Annotated in this window: 12 protein-coding genes, 1 tRNA gene and 1 pseudogene; 3 read left to right on the forward strand and 11 right to left on the reverse strand. The window is 33.9% G+C overall.

Annotation, left to right across the window (positions count from 1 at the left end):
- Positions 1 to 53 precede the first annotated feature (53 nt).
- A complete protein-coding gene (locus A9D35_RS08480) occupies positions 54 to 2240 on the reverse strand; it encodes a S9 family peptidase (protein ID WP_066221585.1) in 2187 nt (728 codons plus the stop codon).
- 170 nt (positions 2241 to 2410) lie between these two features.
- Between A9D35_RS08480 and A9D35_RS08485 the strand changes: the two are divergent.
- Both A9D35_RS08485 and A9D35_RS08490 read left to right on the forward strand, forming a co-directional pair.
- A pseudogene (locus A9D35_RS08485) lies at positions 2411 to 3726 on the forward strand (hydroxymethylglutaryl-CoA reductase, degradative).
- The gene (locus A9D35_RS08490) at positions 3726 to 4631 is read left to right on the forward strand and encodes a GYDIA family GHMP kinase (protein WP_066221588.1); all 906 of its coding nucleotides are present in this window, start codon (positions 3726 to 3728) and stop codon (positions 4629 to 4631) included. The pseudogene A9D35_RS08485 and the gene A9D35_RS08490 overlap by 1 nt, the downstream one beginning before the upstream one ends.
- Positions 4632 to 4865: 234 nt before the next feature.
- Here A9D35_RS08490 and A9D35_RS08495 read toward each other — a convergent pair whose 3' ends face one another.
- From A9D35_RS08495 to A9D35_RS08525, 6 genes are all read right to left on the reverse strand, one after another.
- Entirely contained in the window at positions 4866 to 6989 is a 2124-nt protein-coding gene (locus A9D35_RS08495; protein WP_066221590.1) for a peptidylprolyl isomerase, read from the reverse strand.
- A 107-nt stretch (positions 6990 to 7096) separates the two neighbouring features.
- On the reverse strand, positions 7097 to 8386 hold the full coding sequence (locus A9D35_RS08500; protein ID WP_066221592.1) for a hemolysin family protein: 1290 nt from the start codon (positions 8384 to 8386) through the stop codon (positions 7097 to 7099).
- 235 nt (positions 8387 to 8621) lie between these two features.
- Positions 8622 to 9143: an LPS export ABC transporter periplasmic protein LptC gene (gene lptC, locus A9D35_RS08510; protein WP_235817873.1), complete on the reverse strand. Its 522-nt coding sequence runs from the start codon at positions 9141 to 9143 to the stop codon at positions 8622 to 8624.
- A 31-nt stretch (positions 9144 to 9174) separates the two neighbouring features.
- Positions 9175 to 10551 (reverse strand): type 1 periplasmic-binding domain-containing protein, encoded by a 1377-nt coding sequence (locus tag A9D35_RS08515; RefSeq protein ID WP_235817874.1) that lies wholly within the window; start codon positions 10549 to 10551, stop codon positions 9175 to 9177.
- Between the two features lie 27 nt (positions 10552 to 10578).
- Positions 10579 to 11895: a BamG family beta-barrel-assembly machinery protein gene (gene bamG, locus A9D35_RS08520; protein WP_066221604.1), complete on the reverse strand. Its 1317-nt coding sequence runs from the start codon at positions 11893 to 11895 to the stop codon at positions 10579 to 10581.
- Complete coding sequence (locus A9D35_RS08525) at positions 11892 to 12623, reverse strand: type III pantothenate kinase (RefSeq protein WP_066221606.1); 732 nt, start codon at positions 12621 to 12623, stop codon at positions 11892 to 11894. The genes bamG and A9D35_RS08525 overlap by 4 nt, the downstream gene beginning before the upstream one ends.
- Positions 12624 to 12723: 100 nt before the next feature.
- On the opposite strand from A9D35_RS08525, the gene A9D35_RS08530 reads away from it, so the two are divergent.
- A tRNA-Phe gene (locus tag A9D35_RS08530) sits at positions 12724 to 12799 on the forward strand.
- Positions 12800 to 12907: 108 nt separating this feature from the next.
- On the opposite strand, the gene A9D35_RS08535 is transcribed toward A9D35_RS08530, so the two are convergent.
- The 4 genes from A9D35_RS08535 to A9D35_RS19675 form a co-directional block, all read right to left on the reverse strand.
- Positions 12908 to 13828 carry an ISAon1 family transposase gene (locus A9D35_RS08535; protein ID WP_218017731.1) on the reverse strand — a complete coding sequence of 307 codons (921 nt, stop codon included), beginning with the start codon at positions 13826 to 13828 and terminating at the stop codon, positions 12908 to 12910.
- Between the two features lie 58 nt (positions 13829 to 13886).
- On the reverse strand, positions 13887 to 14240 hold the full coding sequence (locus A9D35_RS08540) for an ISAon1 family transposase N-terminal region protein (RefSeq protein WP_066220852.1): 354 nt from the start codon (positions 14238 to 14240) through the stop codon (positions 13887 to 13889).
- Positions 14241 to 14316: 76 nt separating this feature from the next.
- Positions 14317 to 14943 carry a DUF2914 domain-containing protein gene (locus A9D35_RS19670; protein ID WP_369692158.1) on the reverse strand — a complete coding sequence of 209 codons (627 nt, stop codon included), beginning with the start codon at positions 14941 to 14943 and terminating at the stop codon, positions 14317 to 14319.
- Positions 14940 to 15431, reverse strand: a complete 492-nt coding sequence (locus tag A9D35_RS19675) for a hypothetical protein (protein WP_369692159.1) — start codon at positions 15429 to 15431, stop codon at positions 14940 to 14942. The genes A9D35_RS19670 and A9D35_RS19675 overlap by 4 nt, the downstream gene beginning before the upstream one ends.
- Positions 15432 to 15499 lie beyond the last annotated feature (68 nt).

The following is a 15499-nucleotide window of genomic DNA, read 5'->3' on the forward strand; positions in this document are numbered from 1 at the left end:
AAAATAATTTGTTTTGTTAATTAAGGGGTTGTTAAAGGATTGCTATTATTAAATTATAGTTTATCTCCTAGAGTTCTATCTAAGAAATTAGTCATTTTAGTATATAAATGTAAACGGGTATTGCCGCCATAAATACCGTGATTTTTGTCTGGGTATATCATCCACTCAAACTGTTTGTTTGCTTGAATTAAGGCTTCAATCATACGCATTGAATTTTGAACATGTACATTATCATCGGCCGTACCATGCACTAATAAAAAGTCGCCTTTTAATTTATCTACATGATTAATTGGTGAATTTTCATCGTAGCCCGATGGATTTTCCTGTGGAGTCGTCATGTAGCGCTCTGTATAAATAGAATCGTAAAATCTCCAGCTTGTTACAGGTGCCACGGCTATAGCCATTTTAAAGACATCGTTCCCTTTAAAAATAGCATTACTACTCATAAATCCTCCAAAACTCCAGCCCCAAATTCCAATTCGGTCTTTATCGATATACGCTAAATCGCCTAATTGTTTTGCCGCTGCAATTTGGTCTTCTAATTCGTATTTACCCAATTCTTTTTGAGTCGCTTTTTTAAAAGCTGCGCCTTTAAACCCCGTTCCACGTCCGTCTACACAAGCTACAATATAACCTTTTTGCGCCAACATTTCGTACCAATAATCGTTAGCACTTAACCAACTATTTGCTACTTGTTGCGATCCTGGCCCCGAATATTGATACATAAATAAAGGATATGTTTTAGACGCATCAAAATTTGCAGGTTTAATCATCCACATGTTTAAATCGTTGCCATTTACTTTTATCGTACTAAATTCCTTTTTAGAAATGGCATACTGCGAAAGTTTATTCGACAAGGCTTTGTTGTCCTTAATCACTTTAATTACTTTACCAGATTTAGAATCGTTTAAAGTATATAAAGGAGGAGTTGTTGCACTAGAATAAGTGTTAATAAAATAGGTGAAATCAGCACTAAACGACGCCGAGTTAGTTCCATCTTTTTCAGATAAACGTGTTTTTCCTTTTCCGTTTAAACCAATACTGTAAACATCGCGATTTATAGATCCGTTTTCTACAGACTGATAAAACAACTTTTTCGATTTTTTATCAAATCCATAATAGTTAGTCACTTCCCAATCGCCTTTGGTTATCTGATTAATAAGTTTTCCGTCTTGCTTGTAATGATAGATATGATTATATCCGTCCTTTTCACTTGTCCAAATAAAACTATTATCATCTAAAAATGTTAAGTTATCGGTTACATCTACATAAGCAGGATCTTTGTCTGTAAGCACTAATTTTGAAGTTTGATTTGAGGTATTTATCATCCATAAATCCAACTCATTTTGATGTCTGTTACTGTATTGTGCACTTAAAACATCGGCGTTATTTGTCCACTTAATTCTAGGAATATAAAAATCGGAATAGCTTTTATCTAAACTAATGGCTGTGGTTTTGTTTTTGGCCAAATCGAAAACATGTAAAGATACGACAGAGTTTGGCTCTCCTGCTTTCGGGTACTTAAACACCTCTTGTTTTGGATACAAATCGGTTCCAAACACATCCATAGAAAACTCAGGAACGTTAGATTCATCAAAACGAATAAAAGCAATCTTGTTACTAGCTGTATTCCATTCAAAGGCACGTACAAAAGCAAATTCTTCTTCGTAAACCCAATCGGTAATACCATTAATAATTTTATTATCTAAACCGTCTGTAGTAATCTTTGTTGTAGCACCCGTTTTTAAATCCTTTACAAACAAATTATTGTTTAAACCATAAGCCACTTTGGTACCATCTGGCGAAAATGTAGGTTCCTGAATTTTATCTTCTGCAACACCTGTAATTTTACCTGTAGCGGTATCAAAAACATAATAATTAGCTAGTGTAGAATGCCTAAAAATAGACTCTACATTTGTCGCTAAAAGCACTTTGCTTTCATCTTCACTAAAAGTATAATCTGTAAAATAATCGACATCCGCTAAATTTGAAGAACTCACTAGCGTTTTCACTTTGCTAAGCGTTTTATAATCGTAAATATCGATAGCTGTAGATCGGGTTTGTCTGTTAAAATCTAATACAGAATATTGCTGACCGTTAGCCATAGAATGTAAGGCTTCCATACCTTCGGTTCTAAAACCGCCATTCCAAATTTCTTCTAATGTTATCTGTTTTTGTTGTGCGAATACTAGGCCTGAACATAGAAAACATGTTAGCAGGAAAGGAGTAAAATACTTCACGAAATAAATTAAATTAAAAAGTTAATATAGGGATATTTTAAAAGCCCCCAAGTTTACTAAAAATTAACGAAATTACCGACTCAATTAACAGTTTATATAGATAATCTGACGGTTTAACCTCCCTAAAACACTCAATAAGTACTATATTTGTTCTGTTAAATAATAAATGCATGAGCAAAACGATTTCAGGTTTTTCGAAACTATCAAAATCAAAAAAATAGATTGGATTGTTAGCACCTATTTTGCTAATCAAGAAAACACCAAATCTATATTAAAACAATATTGGAATTCCAACGACAAACTTCAACAGTTACACGACGAATTTATCGAAAATACCATCACCAATTATTATTTACCGCTTGGTGTTGCTCCCAATTTTTTAATAAATGGTAAAATGTACACGATCCCTATGGCTATCGAAGAAAGTTCGGTGGTTGCTGCAGCCAGTAAAGCTGCTAAATTTTGGTTGGATCGTGGCGGATTTAAAACAAGCGTAATTTCTACTACAAAAATCGGACAAGTGCATTTTATGTATTTAGGCGATACCGACCATTTAAAGCACTTTTTCACCACTGTAAAACCCAAACTTTTAGACGCCGTAAAACAGCTATCTAAAAACATGGAAAAGCGTGGCGGCGGGATTATTGATATTGAATTACGCGATAAAACTGCCGAAATTCCTAACTATTTCCAATTGCATGTGTCGTTTGAGACCGCCGATGCTATGGGCGCAAACTTTATAAATTCCTGTTTAGAAGCTTTTGCAAAAACATTTAAAAGTGAAGCTTTAAAATTTGATGGATTTACCGCCAAAGAAAAGCACATAGATATTGTTATGAGCATCCTCTCTAACTATGTTCCTGACTGTTTGGTACGTGCCGAAGTAAGCTGCAAGGTTGAAGATTTAACCGAAAACGAAGCAATTCCTGCCGAAGAATTTGCTAATAAATTTATACAAGCTGTTAAAATTGCTGAAATAGAACCTTTCCGAGCCGTAACACACAATAAGGGTATTATGAACGGTATTGATGCTGTGGTACTCGCTACGGGTAACGATTTTAGAGCTATTGAAGCCGGGGTACATGCCTACGCGGCTAGAAACGGATCATATAGTAGTTTATCGCATGCTAAAATTGAAGATGGCATTTTTACTTTTTGGATGGAAATTCCTTTAGCTTTAGGAACCGTAGGAGGCTTAACCAACTTACACCCTTTGGTAAAGTTATCGTTAGAGATGCTCCATAAACCATCGGCTAAAGAATTTATGCAAGTGGTTGCCGTTGCCGGATTAGCCCAAAATTTTGCGGCATTAAGATCGTTAACAACGACTGGAATACAGCAAGGCCATATGAAAATGCATTTAATGAACATCCTAAATCAGTTTGAAGCGAATACTGAAGAAAAAGCTATTTTGGTAAATCATTTTAAAACACATACCGTATCGCATAGCGCTGTTGTTGATGCTTTAGAAAAACTACGTCGCTAATGGAATCGTTTTATAGCAACGGAAAATTATTAATTTCGGCCGAATACCTTGTGCTTAATGGGGCAGAAGCTTTAGCTTTACCATCTAAATTTGGACAATCGTTAAGTGTTGAATCTATTTCCGAGCCATTATTAACATGGCAAAGTTATAACAATAACAATGAGTGCTGGCTAGAAGCCACTTTTAAGGATATTCATGGCACCTTGCAACCCGAGATAGAAAACGATCTTACCCTAAGGCTAGCCTCTATTTTAAACGCTGCAAAAACTTTAAATCCGGAGTTTTTAAAACCTGAGCTTGGCCTTGCTATTAAAACATATTTAGATTTTCCTACAAATTGGGGTTTAGGCACCTCGTCAACTTTAATAAACAACATCGCGAGTTGGGCAAATATAAATCCGTTTACCCTCTTAGAACGCACTTTTGGAGGTAGTGGTTACGACATTGCTTGCGCGTCTAACAACACTCCTATTACGTATCGATTAAACGGAAAATCGCCAATAGTAAAGTCTGTAAATTTTCATCCTAATTTTTCTGATTGCATATATTTTGTTCATTTAAATAAGAAACAAAACAGCCGCGATGGCATTGCTCATTTTAAAGCCAATACCTCAGATCATTCCGAGGCTATTAAAGCAGTAAACAGTATAACATCAGAACTTATTACATGCGACAACCTAGATCGCTTTAACGGCTTAGTTGAAGCACATGAAGCGATTATAGCAAACATCATTCAGTTGAAACCAGTTAAACAATTACTTTTCCATGATTTTACCGGAAGCATTAAAAGCTTAGGCGCTTGGGGAGGCGATTTTGTTATGGTAACTTCTCATGAAGATCCCACGAGTTATTTCAAAGACAAAGGATATCACACCATACTGCCTTATAAAGACATGATACTTTAGCATATCCTTTAGTCAACCAAAAGCTACGAGGCAAAATTTTGCGATATCGCGAAGCCTCGAGATTCGATTTAAAAGCGTTATACTTTTGCAAGTAAAGAGAAACTAGAAAGACTTCACTCGACAGTCATCTTCATTTCACTTAAAAATTAATGTATTGTTTTAGAACGAGACTTTATAGAACAAAAAAATCCTCATCGTTTGATGAGGATTTTTTTTATAAGGTATAACTGATATTTATTGTACAGTTTCTGCTCTATTATCTTCAATTTCTGAAGCATCTTTTAAAGCTTGATATAATTTAGTATTAACAGCATTTGCTTTTTGTTGACCAACGCGGTTAGCAAACGCTTGGTAATTATCTAATTCTGTTGCTGGAGTTACTTTAGTAACTTCAACCATATACACACCATTATCACCAACTAACAACTTAGAAGTTTCTCCTTCTTTTAATCCGAAAGCAGCACCTACAATACGAGGCTCTCTTCCTGCTCCAGAAATCGTTGGATTCTTCATATTTAAAGCTGAAGCTGTTCTAATAGATTGATTTTCTTCTGAAGCCAAAGCGTCTAAAGTTGTTGCTTTAACACGGTCTTTAATAATTTCAGCTTTTTTCTCTTTACGAATTTTAGGCACTACAATAGCAGATGCATTATCTGTAGTCATTAATCCCGCTTTGTTTTTAGCCGCTAATTGTACAATAGCATATCCGCCTGGAATATTAAAACGCTTTACATCTCCTACATTAGTCTCTTCGTTAAATGTCCAACGTACAATTTGACGTTGATTACTTAATCCAGGAATATTTTCTTGTAAGATCTCGATACCTTTTACCGGACGAACAGTGTAATTGTTTTCTTTAGAAACCGCTTGAAAATCTTTGTCGGCAACTGCGATTTCAAATTTAGAAGCATCTCTAAACACTTTATCTACTGTAGCGTCAGATGGCTCTATTTGTCTAGCAATAGTTGCAATTTTAACCGCTTTTTCTTTATCAGTTTGATCTAATATTTCTACAACGTGGTAACCGAAATCTGTTTTTACCACACCAACATCACCTTTACGATTTCCGAAAGCATAATCTCTAAATTCTGGTACCATAGCATTATATGTAAACCAGTCTAGAACACCTTCTTTCTCGTTACTTACTTTATCTACAGATAAGTCTAATACATCTACAAACTTAGAAGGATTTGCTTTTACAATAGCCATAACGCTATCTGCTGTTTTCTTAGCTTCTGCTTTTGTTTGTACAGTTTCTGCTGTAGCCGCACGAGAACCGATAAATGGAATTAAAATGTGTCTTGCTTTTACCGAGTCTGGCATAAAGGTTTCTTCAACTAATTTAGAAAGTTTAAAAAATCCGTTATCCTTATAAGGTCCGTAAACCGCTCCTGGCGTTTTATCGTATAAATTATCGGCTAATACTTTTGGTAAAGCAGATTTAAACACAAAACGATTATCGTATTTAATATCTGAATTAGAGTTTACAAAAGATTCTACATCCTTAGCATTTGCGAAACCTAAAACGGTATCGTTAGCTTTAGTCACATCGTTATAAACAACAGAGTTATTTAGAAGATTCGTTAAACCTGCAGAAATTTCTTTTTCGTCTTCTAAAGAAGCAATTTCTCTAAACTCTACATAATTGATATCTCTTGAAGCTTCTACTTCAAATTCTTTTTTATGATCGTTAATATAGCTTGAAATTTCAGACTTAGACACTGTAATCGTACTATCTACAATTGAAGAAAAAGGTACTTGTACATATTTAATATCTACTTTATTGTTTTCTAAATCATGCTCTACTTTTCCTTCTGCTAAAGTACCATTAACACCCGCCTTAACCATATTTACATAGTCTTGTTGCATGCCGCTTTCTGCAATAGATTGTTCGTAATCTACCCATTGTTGGTATGCTTCAGCCGACGTAGCTTTTAAACTAGCGATATATTCATTTAATTTATTCTCGTCGAATAAACCAGCTTCATTTTGGAATTCAGGGCTATTAGATAAATTTGTTCTTAACAAATCTCTCATTTGATCGCGCTCTACACTAAACCCTAATGGCTTATATTGAGATTCTAATACAGCTTGTCTCACTTCTTGCTCCCAAACACGGTTCATAGCTTGTGTGTTAGTAACACCTTGCCCCATTTGTCTTTGTGCAAATTCTACTTTACGTAAAAAATCTTCTCTAGAAATTTCTTTCCCGTTAATAGTAGCAACTACATTTTGAGATTTATTTGATAAAGCACTACCATTTTGGAACAATCCAGATAGTACAAAAGAAAATAATGCTAATGCAATAATTAGGATTAAGAAAAGTGAACGTTGTCTAATTTTATTTAAAACTGCCATTTGTCATTTAAATTATATGAAATATTGGGCGCGAAAATACCATTTTCTATTTAATAATAAAAGCAGAAAACATCAATAATTCATTTAATTTCTAGGATTTAGACAAATTAGTCGGGCTTAACTTTAGATAGTGCGACTAAGTCGATTTTTGTATTAGATACTTCAAGAATTTTAAACTGAAAATCTCCTACTACAACCACTTCATCCTGAGCAGGAATTTCTTCGGTATGGTTAACTATAAATCCACCAAGCGTCTCGTAATTTTCACTTTCCGGAATATTTAATTTATAATTTTCGTTTAAATAATCTACTTCTATCCTAGCAGATAGGGTATAATTATCATCGTCTATTTTTTCCTCTATAAGGTCTACAGTATCGTGTTCATCTTCTATTTCGCCAAACAATTCTTCCACGATATCTTCTACTGTCATAATCCCAGAAGTCCCGCCATATTCATCTAAAACCACCGCGATACTTTTTCGCTTTTTTATAAGCACACTCAACACATCTTTAATAAGCATGGTCTCTGGAACAAGCTCTACTGGTAATAAAATAGACTTGATAGTTTTCGGTTTTTTAAACAACTCAAAAGAATGTACGTACCCCAAAATATCATCTATAGTATCTTTATATACGATTATTTTAGAACAGCCTGTTTCTGTAAATAAACTGTTTAAAACCTTAGTCGATTCATGAAGTTCTACGGCTATAATTTCGGTTCGTGGCACCATGACTTCTCGGGCTTTTACTTCCGAAAATTCTAATGCATTCTGAAAAATCTGAATTTCGGAATCGACTTCGTCATGTTCTTCAACCGATTGCATTTGCTCTGTAATATAATTTCCTAGCTCTACCTTAGAAAAGGCTAACTGCACTTGATCGCCTTCGGTTTTAAAAAAACGTTTTAAAACAAAGTCTGAAATCCATAACACAAAATCTGAAACCCAAGAAAACAAACCGTAAAAAATATAAGCCGGTACAGCAAAGACTTTTAGTAGGTTGTTGGCATAAATCTGGAAAAATACTTTTGGTAAAAATTCTGCAGTAATTAATATAATAAGTGTCGAGATTACGGTTTGAGTTAACAAACTAAGATCGTTTAGCATATAATCTATAAATGCAGATCCCGATGGCAACATAGACTGAAACCATTCTACTAACAAATCGCCCATAAAAAACCCATAAATAACCAAGGCTATATTGTTTCCAATAAGCATGGTGGCAATAAATTTAGAAGGTTTAGCCGTAAGCTTGGTTAAGATTTTGGCAAGAAATCCTTTTTGTTTTTTTTCGATTTCGATATGGATTTTATTAGACGACACATAGGCAATCTCCATACCCGAAAAAAATGCAGATAAAATTAAGGACAGTATAATGATTATAATAGCAGAACTCATTTACAACTATTCGTCTTTATTTTAAATTTCTTATTGAATTTCTGTCTGAAGAAAAACATAAAAGTTGCTGCTATACAAAGTAACAGCGAAGAATATGTAATAACTCCTGTATTCATATATTTTGTAATTACATCATATAAAAAATATAAAGCAAAAGCCAAATACGCGTATTGAAAAATCTTAAAAGCGTTATTCATGATTTAGGGTAAATTAAATTTAAAGTAAAGGTAACGAATTATTCGTCAAGTGTAATAATTCCGTTAATTTCTAGCACTTCGGCTTCTTCGAATTTAACATCGGAATCGAAACCATTTCCGTGAATTAAATCACCTCCGGTTCTAAACGTTACGGGTTGGTTTGTAGAAAGCCATTGTTTGGCCTGATCGTAATATAATTGGTCTGCAAATAGCGTGTCGTTAGTAGCTGTAGAGAGCATAACATTACCTTGCAAATCGATTAAACCTGTTTTATCGTAAACAATGGCATAATCTGAAATAATGGTACTTTTATTTCTATCCTTATCGTAAATATATAAATTAATGCCTTCTGTAAATTCTGAAAATGAAAACTCTCTATTCGAGTAATCTAACATTTTTGGACTAAGCAAATTGGCTTTTAGCCTGCCAGAATCGGTATATTTTAAGTTAATATCTTCGGCTACACCTCCTGGTTCGTTTACAGAAAAAGCCGTGTTACTAACTTGTTCTAAGCCTTTACTACAAGAAACAAACATGGTCATAGCAAACGCTATGACCATGAGTATACATTTATGATGTTTAAAAAACATATTATAGGTTTGGTACAGTTACACTAGAACCAATCCAACATCCAATTTTAATAGTTTGTCCAGCATTCCCCTCAGAGAAGATATCTGATTTTTGAGGTGCTTTAGCTCTATAACTTGTAGCCGATTGAGAAGCATGAGATTTTAAAGTTGGATCTACACGACCAGCTTTACTAGCTTCGTCTGCAGCTAACCAGAATACAGCACGTTTGTTAAAGTTTGTATCTCCACAATCGTTAGCACTTGCTGCATACATAGATGCGATTTGTAAGTGAGGACGACCGTTTGATGGGTTTAAACTTAAAGACTCACGGTAGTAGCTTCTCGCTTTACTGTAAGAGTGTTGTTTCTTTAATTTATCTCCAATTTTACTGTATAATTTAGCTTTCTTATAAGAATCTGTTTCTAAACTTAAAGCTTGCTCGTAATACTTAAGTGCTTCGCTACTTTTGTTTTCTTTATCTTTTAAGATTCCTAAGTAGTATGCAGAGTTAGCCGAAGGTTTTAAATCGTGGTATGCATTTACCAATTTAAAGAATAATGGGTCGCTTGTACATTCTTTCTCAGACATTTTTCCTGCTGCTCTTTGTAACCAAACTGCATTTGTTTTGTTAGCTTCGAAATCTTTTTCGTATAACGGAATTAAGTTTTCACAATTAGCACGCTCTCCTAATTTACCATTAATACTACCACCAATCTTATCGTAAGCATCTAGGTAACTAGAGTACATTTTTTTGTATTGTAATTCTTTACTTGTTAAGGCAGTACCAGCTTCTTCTTTAGCAATTAATTTATTTAAATCTTCAGAGTAATTTGCTACTTCTGCATCTACACGCTCTACAACGTCATCGTATTTGTTAAATAAATCTTGAGCCGATTTTTCTTTAGCGTCATATAAATCTACCATTAAAGAGAAGTAAGTATATAATCCTTTTGGACTTTTAAAGTTATCCTTATCTGTAGTATAAGCTTTATCGAACGCGTTATAAACATCTAAATCTGATAATCCTAATACCGCTTTGTTATCGTACATTAATTGGGCTTTTTGAACTAAAACTTCTCCTTGAGTTGTTCTACTTGGAAAGTTTGTTAACTCTTCGTCCCAAAGTTTCATTTGGTCTTCGATAAATGCCTTCTTTTCTGCTCCTGCAGATTTTTCGATTTTATGATCTAAAATCTTGTTACCATCAATAATGATCGCTTTATTAAATTTAGGACAGGCCTTTCTAACAGCCATCCAAGGCTCGTATGCAGCATCAAAATTTTTAGCTTTTACGTACTCGTGAAAGATAGATAATTTAGTTGTACATTCTTCTTGACTTTGAGCAAAACTATTAGTTAGCCCTAAACACAATAGTGCTACTATTAAAGTAACTTTCATTTTCATCGTTTTTATTTTGAGTAATAATTAATCATATTTACGTTTTACAAACCATCTGTCGTTTAAAGATAAACTGACGTTAAAATTAAAAAAATTTTCTTGAATTAAATTTTTATTTGTTGTTCCTCTTTTTCCAATCTCAAATCCAATATTGGCATTAGAAAAAATGGTGCCTAATGGTAAACCTGCACCAAAAGATATGCCAAATTCATTAATCGACTCATCATTAACAACTAAGCCCGTACTTTCTGTTCTAAATCCAGCGCGATATACTACGCGATTCCAATATCCCGTAAAGGCATTATAATTTGGAATATAAAATCCTCCTAAAGACATACCAACGGCATCTTTATAGGATACATTCGGACTTTCGTTGTGTTCGTTTGCAAATTTAGAAGTTTGTCTAAAAGTACCTTCTACCCCAACAAACCATTGTCTTGGCTGACCAATACCTGTACCTACGGTAAATTGCGAAGACACATCTACTTCGGTCTCTAAACGACCTGCATCGATAAGCGATTGCTCTCCATCTATAACATCGACAATAGTTTCCGATCCTGTAGTAGGATTAATGGTAATGGTAGAAAATGTTCTAGAATTTTGCGAATGTAACACATTGCTAGGCGAGTAAGTTGCCGATGTTACCCACTCAAATCGATCGTTAATCATAGTCGTATACGACGCTCCTAGATTAAAACTAATTCCGCTTAAATCGGATCTATTATTTTGTTTGGTTTGATAATTTAAAAGTAAGCCGTCTGTATCATACACATACTCTATAACGCTATTTTTAAGGTTTCCGAAACCATATCTAGCCTCAACACCTACACTTAATCCTTTGGTTACTAAATACCCAACCGATAAAAACACATTATTTAAACCTCCTTCTCCATCAAAGCGATCGTTAATAGAACCATCGTCATGATGTGTGTTTAACTTATATCCTACAGAAGTATAAGGCATTAAACCAATTCCTACACCAAATCGACCAATAGGAATAGATAAGGCAATATAGTCGAAAGTAGATGAGTTGGAATTATCTGAATTATTTTCGCTTTCTAAGCTAGTTCTTGTATAACTTCCTCCAATAGCAAATTTTACTGGACGACTTTCGTTATTATAGCCTTTTAGATTTTCTGTAGCGTAAGATGCTGGATTTCGAAGATTAATATGGATACTGTCATTATAAACACTAAGGCCACCCATACTTCTATTCTCCACAGTTCCCCTGAATTTCTGACTACCTATACCGTAATACGAATAAGGTGAAGATGTACCACCACTTTGAGCATAACTATTAACTGCAAAAGCAGCAATAAAAACTAATACAAGTTTTTTTATCATTCTTGTGAATTAAATTGTAAAATTGAGTTCAATCCTTCTAAAAGAAAATTCGAGATCGCAAATATGCTACTTTTTAATTGCTTAGACAAGAAATTCGTGTCACCTCCTGTTAAAATAACTGTTAAATCTCCAAATTGTTCTTGGTAATTTAAAATGTTTCCATCTATTTCATTTAAAATTCCGAATACAATTCCAGAATGAATTGAAGCTCGTGTAGAGTCGCCAATAAGATTTATAGGCATCTCTGGTTCTAACAACGGTAATTTTGCCGTAAAATTATTTAAGGCCTTATATCTTAAATTTAATCCTGGAGAAATTCCACCGCCGTGATAAATTCCGTCGCTAGATACAAAATCGTAAGTAATGCATGTTCCTGCATCTATCACCAACACATTTTTGTTTTTAAATTGCGACACAGCGCCACTTACCAACGCAATACGATCTATACCTAAAGTTGAAGGTGTGGCATATTGATTTACAAAGGGCACTGGTGTGTTATGATCTAGTTGCAATAATTTACAAGACTGTTTTATGGCTAAAACATCTAATTCTGATAAATTTCCTACCGAAGACAGGATACCCTTCTCTATATTTTGATGCTTTTCAATAAATTTTTTAAATTTTTCTAAAAAATTTTCTGCCCGTACAATTTCTTTATCAAAAATTCTATCCGCTTCAAAAACAGCAAGTTTCACAAACGAATTTCCAACATCTATTATTAAATTCATATCAAATTATTAGAAATGCTAATTTACAAAAGCATTTTTTATAAAATTTATTTTGGAGAACAATAAAAAGGATATATATTTGCACTCGCAATTACGCACTGGTGCCTTAGCTCAGTTGGTAGAGCAAAGGACTGAAAATCCTTGTGTCCCTGGTTCGATTCCTGGAGGCACCACCAGAAAACCCTGAAAACTTTACGTTTTCGGGGTTTTTGCTTTTTAAACGGTTTCTTAATTGTCAACCAATAATACTACGGATCAAGTCTAAAAGTTGTGGGATTTATATATTACGCATAAATAGATGCTAGTCTAAATAAGAAAAAATCTATATTTCTGACACCTCTAAATTGTGCTCTAAAAGCTTTTATTTTAGCATTGAAAGATTCAGCCGATGCGTTTGTACTTCTGTTATCGAAATAATTTAGTATATTTTTGTAATGAATAGACATGGTTCTTGCTATTGTATTAAAGCTTTTAAACTCCGCTTTTCTTACTTTTTCATCCCATTTCGCTAGTCTAATTAATGCAGATGTTTTATCTTTTGAATTATTAAATATCCATGATAAGTTCTGACATAGATTATATGCCTTTTCTAAATCTGGATATCTCTGAAATAGAACTTCCGCTCTTTGAGATTGATTTTTAGTCCATTTTGAACTTGATTTGTATAGTAAATATCTGCTTCTAGCGAGTAACTGTTTGAGTGTATCTCCATTTTTAAGGAGTTCAGGGGTAAACTTCAGGGATTTACTTCTTGCTTTTTCTATAGCATCGTTTTCTAGGTCTATAGCATCCCATCTATGCTTAATTCTAATCTCTTGTAATGCATCTAGTGCTAATTTTTGAACATGGAAACGATCTATAACCAATGTCGCATTGGGGAATGATTTCTTAACTATCAGTCCCATATTTCCAGCCATATCTAAAGTTACTTCCTTAACCTTACTTCTTTGTTTTAGAGGGATTTTGCGTAGTATATTAATAACCGTTTCAGCTTTGGTTCCTTTTACCATTGCTATTATAGCTCCTGTCTTTCCTTTTGCGGATTTATTTGTTATTATGGTATATAAATCACCATTGGAGAAAGCTGTTTCGTCCAATGAAAGGTAACCCCCGATGTTTTGAGGAAATAACATCCAATTTCTTGCATGCGACTTTTGATCCCAAGATTTAAAGTCACTTAAATAATCTTTATATTGTCTTTGCATACTTCTAGGGTTTACTCCATAGAATTTAGCGACCAGAGTTGTGCAAGAAGCATTATTACTAATAGAGTTCTTTTAAAAAAGCAGCAAATTCACTAGTCATTCTAGTGCCTTTTGCTACTAATTTCCAATCCCTTGTAACCACTTTATTAGTGTCTTGATTAATCCATCTTCGTCTAGTGATATGTAAGAAAACATTCTTACCTCTTATGGGGAAATCCTGAATACTAGCTTCTGGAAAAAAACCTTTAGAGTGTAGTTTTTCATCTTTATGATCCAATGGTGCATTGTTTAGTTCTGTGAAATAAAAATGAATTTCTTCAGCTTTAACCTCATGCTTAGTTAAGTCAAAATAGGTTACTAAAACTTCTGGAAGTAATAAATTAGCAATTGATAATAGAGTGTCTGAGGACATGTATTTCTTTTATTCAAAGGTCTTCCAATTTTTTGTACTCCACAACTTTTTGTGTTGAGCCAATACTACCTAATAATTAAAATGTTTTCTGGATTACACGAATCGCATCTTGAGGGCTTCGTGTTATAATATCGAAATTAATTATACCTAGAATTAAACCTTCCTCGGTAACTACTTCAACTTTCCACAAACCTGGTTTCACATTGCTTTTGTAAGTATATCCACGATAACCTGCGTCCCTTCCGCCAGTAATATCATAACCAATTTCATCTACAACTTCCCAGTCCTGGGTACTTGTATTATACCATTTCCAACGATGAAAAATCGACTTTTTTATATCTGTAGGCGCAAAAATGGAAGTAAAAACATACACCTCTTCTCCTGGACTATAATTATATTTAAACTTATGTGCTCTCCAAAACACGTACCACTTGTCACTTTCATAAGCAACCACATACTTGTTATTTTCTTTTTTAACACTGTGGGCCACCATACCATCTTCTAAAGCTAGAGGCACGGGCGGAATAAGGTTGAAAAAATAAAACAAATTTATAGTACCATATATAAGCGCCACTAAGCCTAACATTTTACCTAAATGAATTTCACTACGCGTACTCGGGCTACTCTTATAAATAACAATAATTAACAACAGGGTAATAACTAAACTTATAATCCCCGATAAAATAAATACATTCGTACTCATTGCTTTATAAAAACCGGAATGATAAAAGTGAAAAAAGTAAAACTCAAAAAAAAGTAGACACTAAACTGAAGGTATTTATTAGAAATTCGCTTTTTTAAAAACTCGTTAGCCACCAGCAACATTATAAGGATAATAAAAAATGAAACGGTTTTTGTTAAAGACACACTTCTAGAAAAATAAATAACATAGGCACTAGACAAGGCCCCAAAAAAGAATTGAATAGCCAGAGGAAAATACTCTTGAAACTTATTGAGCATTGTATCTACCCACTTCCCGTCATCGGCTAAATTATAAAGATATAATGTAATGGTTAACGACGACATATGCAGGCACAACACCACCAAATCATAAGTTCTATCAATACGACCAAGCGTTAAGGTGTCGAAAATAAATCCGCCTATAAAAAAAAGCAGTGGCGTATACTTTTTATGTCTCACAATAAAATTCTGAAACTTACTATCCTTAAATTTAGCTATAGTATTATGCATTTTCACCCTTGTTTGTAATTCCCAAAACAGATAGTAACACTCCAACTAAACCTTCTAAAGAATTCTGC

It is taken from the genome of Formosa haliotis (assembly GCF_001685485.1).
In the GTDB taxonomy this organism is placed as follows: domain Bacteria; phylum Bacteroidota; class Bacteroidia; order Flavobacteriales; family Flavobacteriaceae; genus Formosa; species Formosa haliotis.

What these genes read in the sequence shown, in the direction of transcription:
- A9D35_RS08490 (WP_066221588.1), top strand. Translation starts at nt 3,726, where the DNA reads ATGGAATCGTTTTATAGCAACGGAAAATTATTAATTTCGGCCGAATAC.
- A9D35_RS08495 (WP_066221590.1), bottom strand. Translation starts at nt 6,989, where the DNA reads ATGGCAGTTTTAAATAAAATTAGACAACGTTCACTTTTCTTAATCCTA.
- A9D35_RS08500 (WP_066221592.1), bottom strand. Translation starts at nt 8,386, where the DNA reads ATGAGTTCTGCTATTATAATCATTATACTGTCCTTAATTTTATCTGCA.
- lptC (WP_235817873.1), bottom strand. Translation starts at nt 9,143, where the DNA reads ATGGTCATAGCGTTTGCTATGACCATGTTTGTTTCTTGTAGTAAAGGC.
- A9D35_RS08515 (WP_235817874.1), bottom strand. Translation starts at nt 10,551, where the DNA reads ATGAAAGTTACTTTAATAGTAGCACTATTGTGTTTAGGGCTAACTAAT.
- bamG (WP_066221604.1), bottom strand. Translation starts at nt 11,895, where the DNA reads ATGATAAAAAAACTTGTATTAGTTTTTATTGCTGCTTTTGCAGTTAAT.
- A9D35_RS08525 (WP_066221606.1), bottom strand. Translation starts at nt 12,623, where the DNA reads ATGAATTTAATAATAGATGTTGGAAATTCGTTTGTGAAACTTGCTGTT.
- A9D35_RS08535 (WP_218017731.1), bottom strand. Translation starts at nt 13,828, where the DNA reads ATGCAAAGACAATATAAAGATTATTTAAGTGACTTTAAATCTTGGGAT.
- A9D35_RS08540 (WP_066220852.1), bottom strand. Translation starts at nt 14,240, where the DNA reads ATGTCCTCAGACACTCTATTATCAATTGCTAATTTATTACTTCCAGAA.
- A9D35_RS19670 (WP_369692158.1), bottom strand. Translation starts at nt 14,943, where the DNA reads ATGAGTACGAATGTATTTATTTTATCGGGGATTATAAGTTTAGTTATT.
- A9D35_RS19675 (WP_369692159.1), bottom strand. Translation starts at nt 15,431, where the DNA reads ATGCATAATACTATAGCTAAATTTAAGGATAGTAAGTTTCAGAATTTT.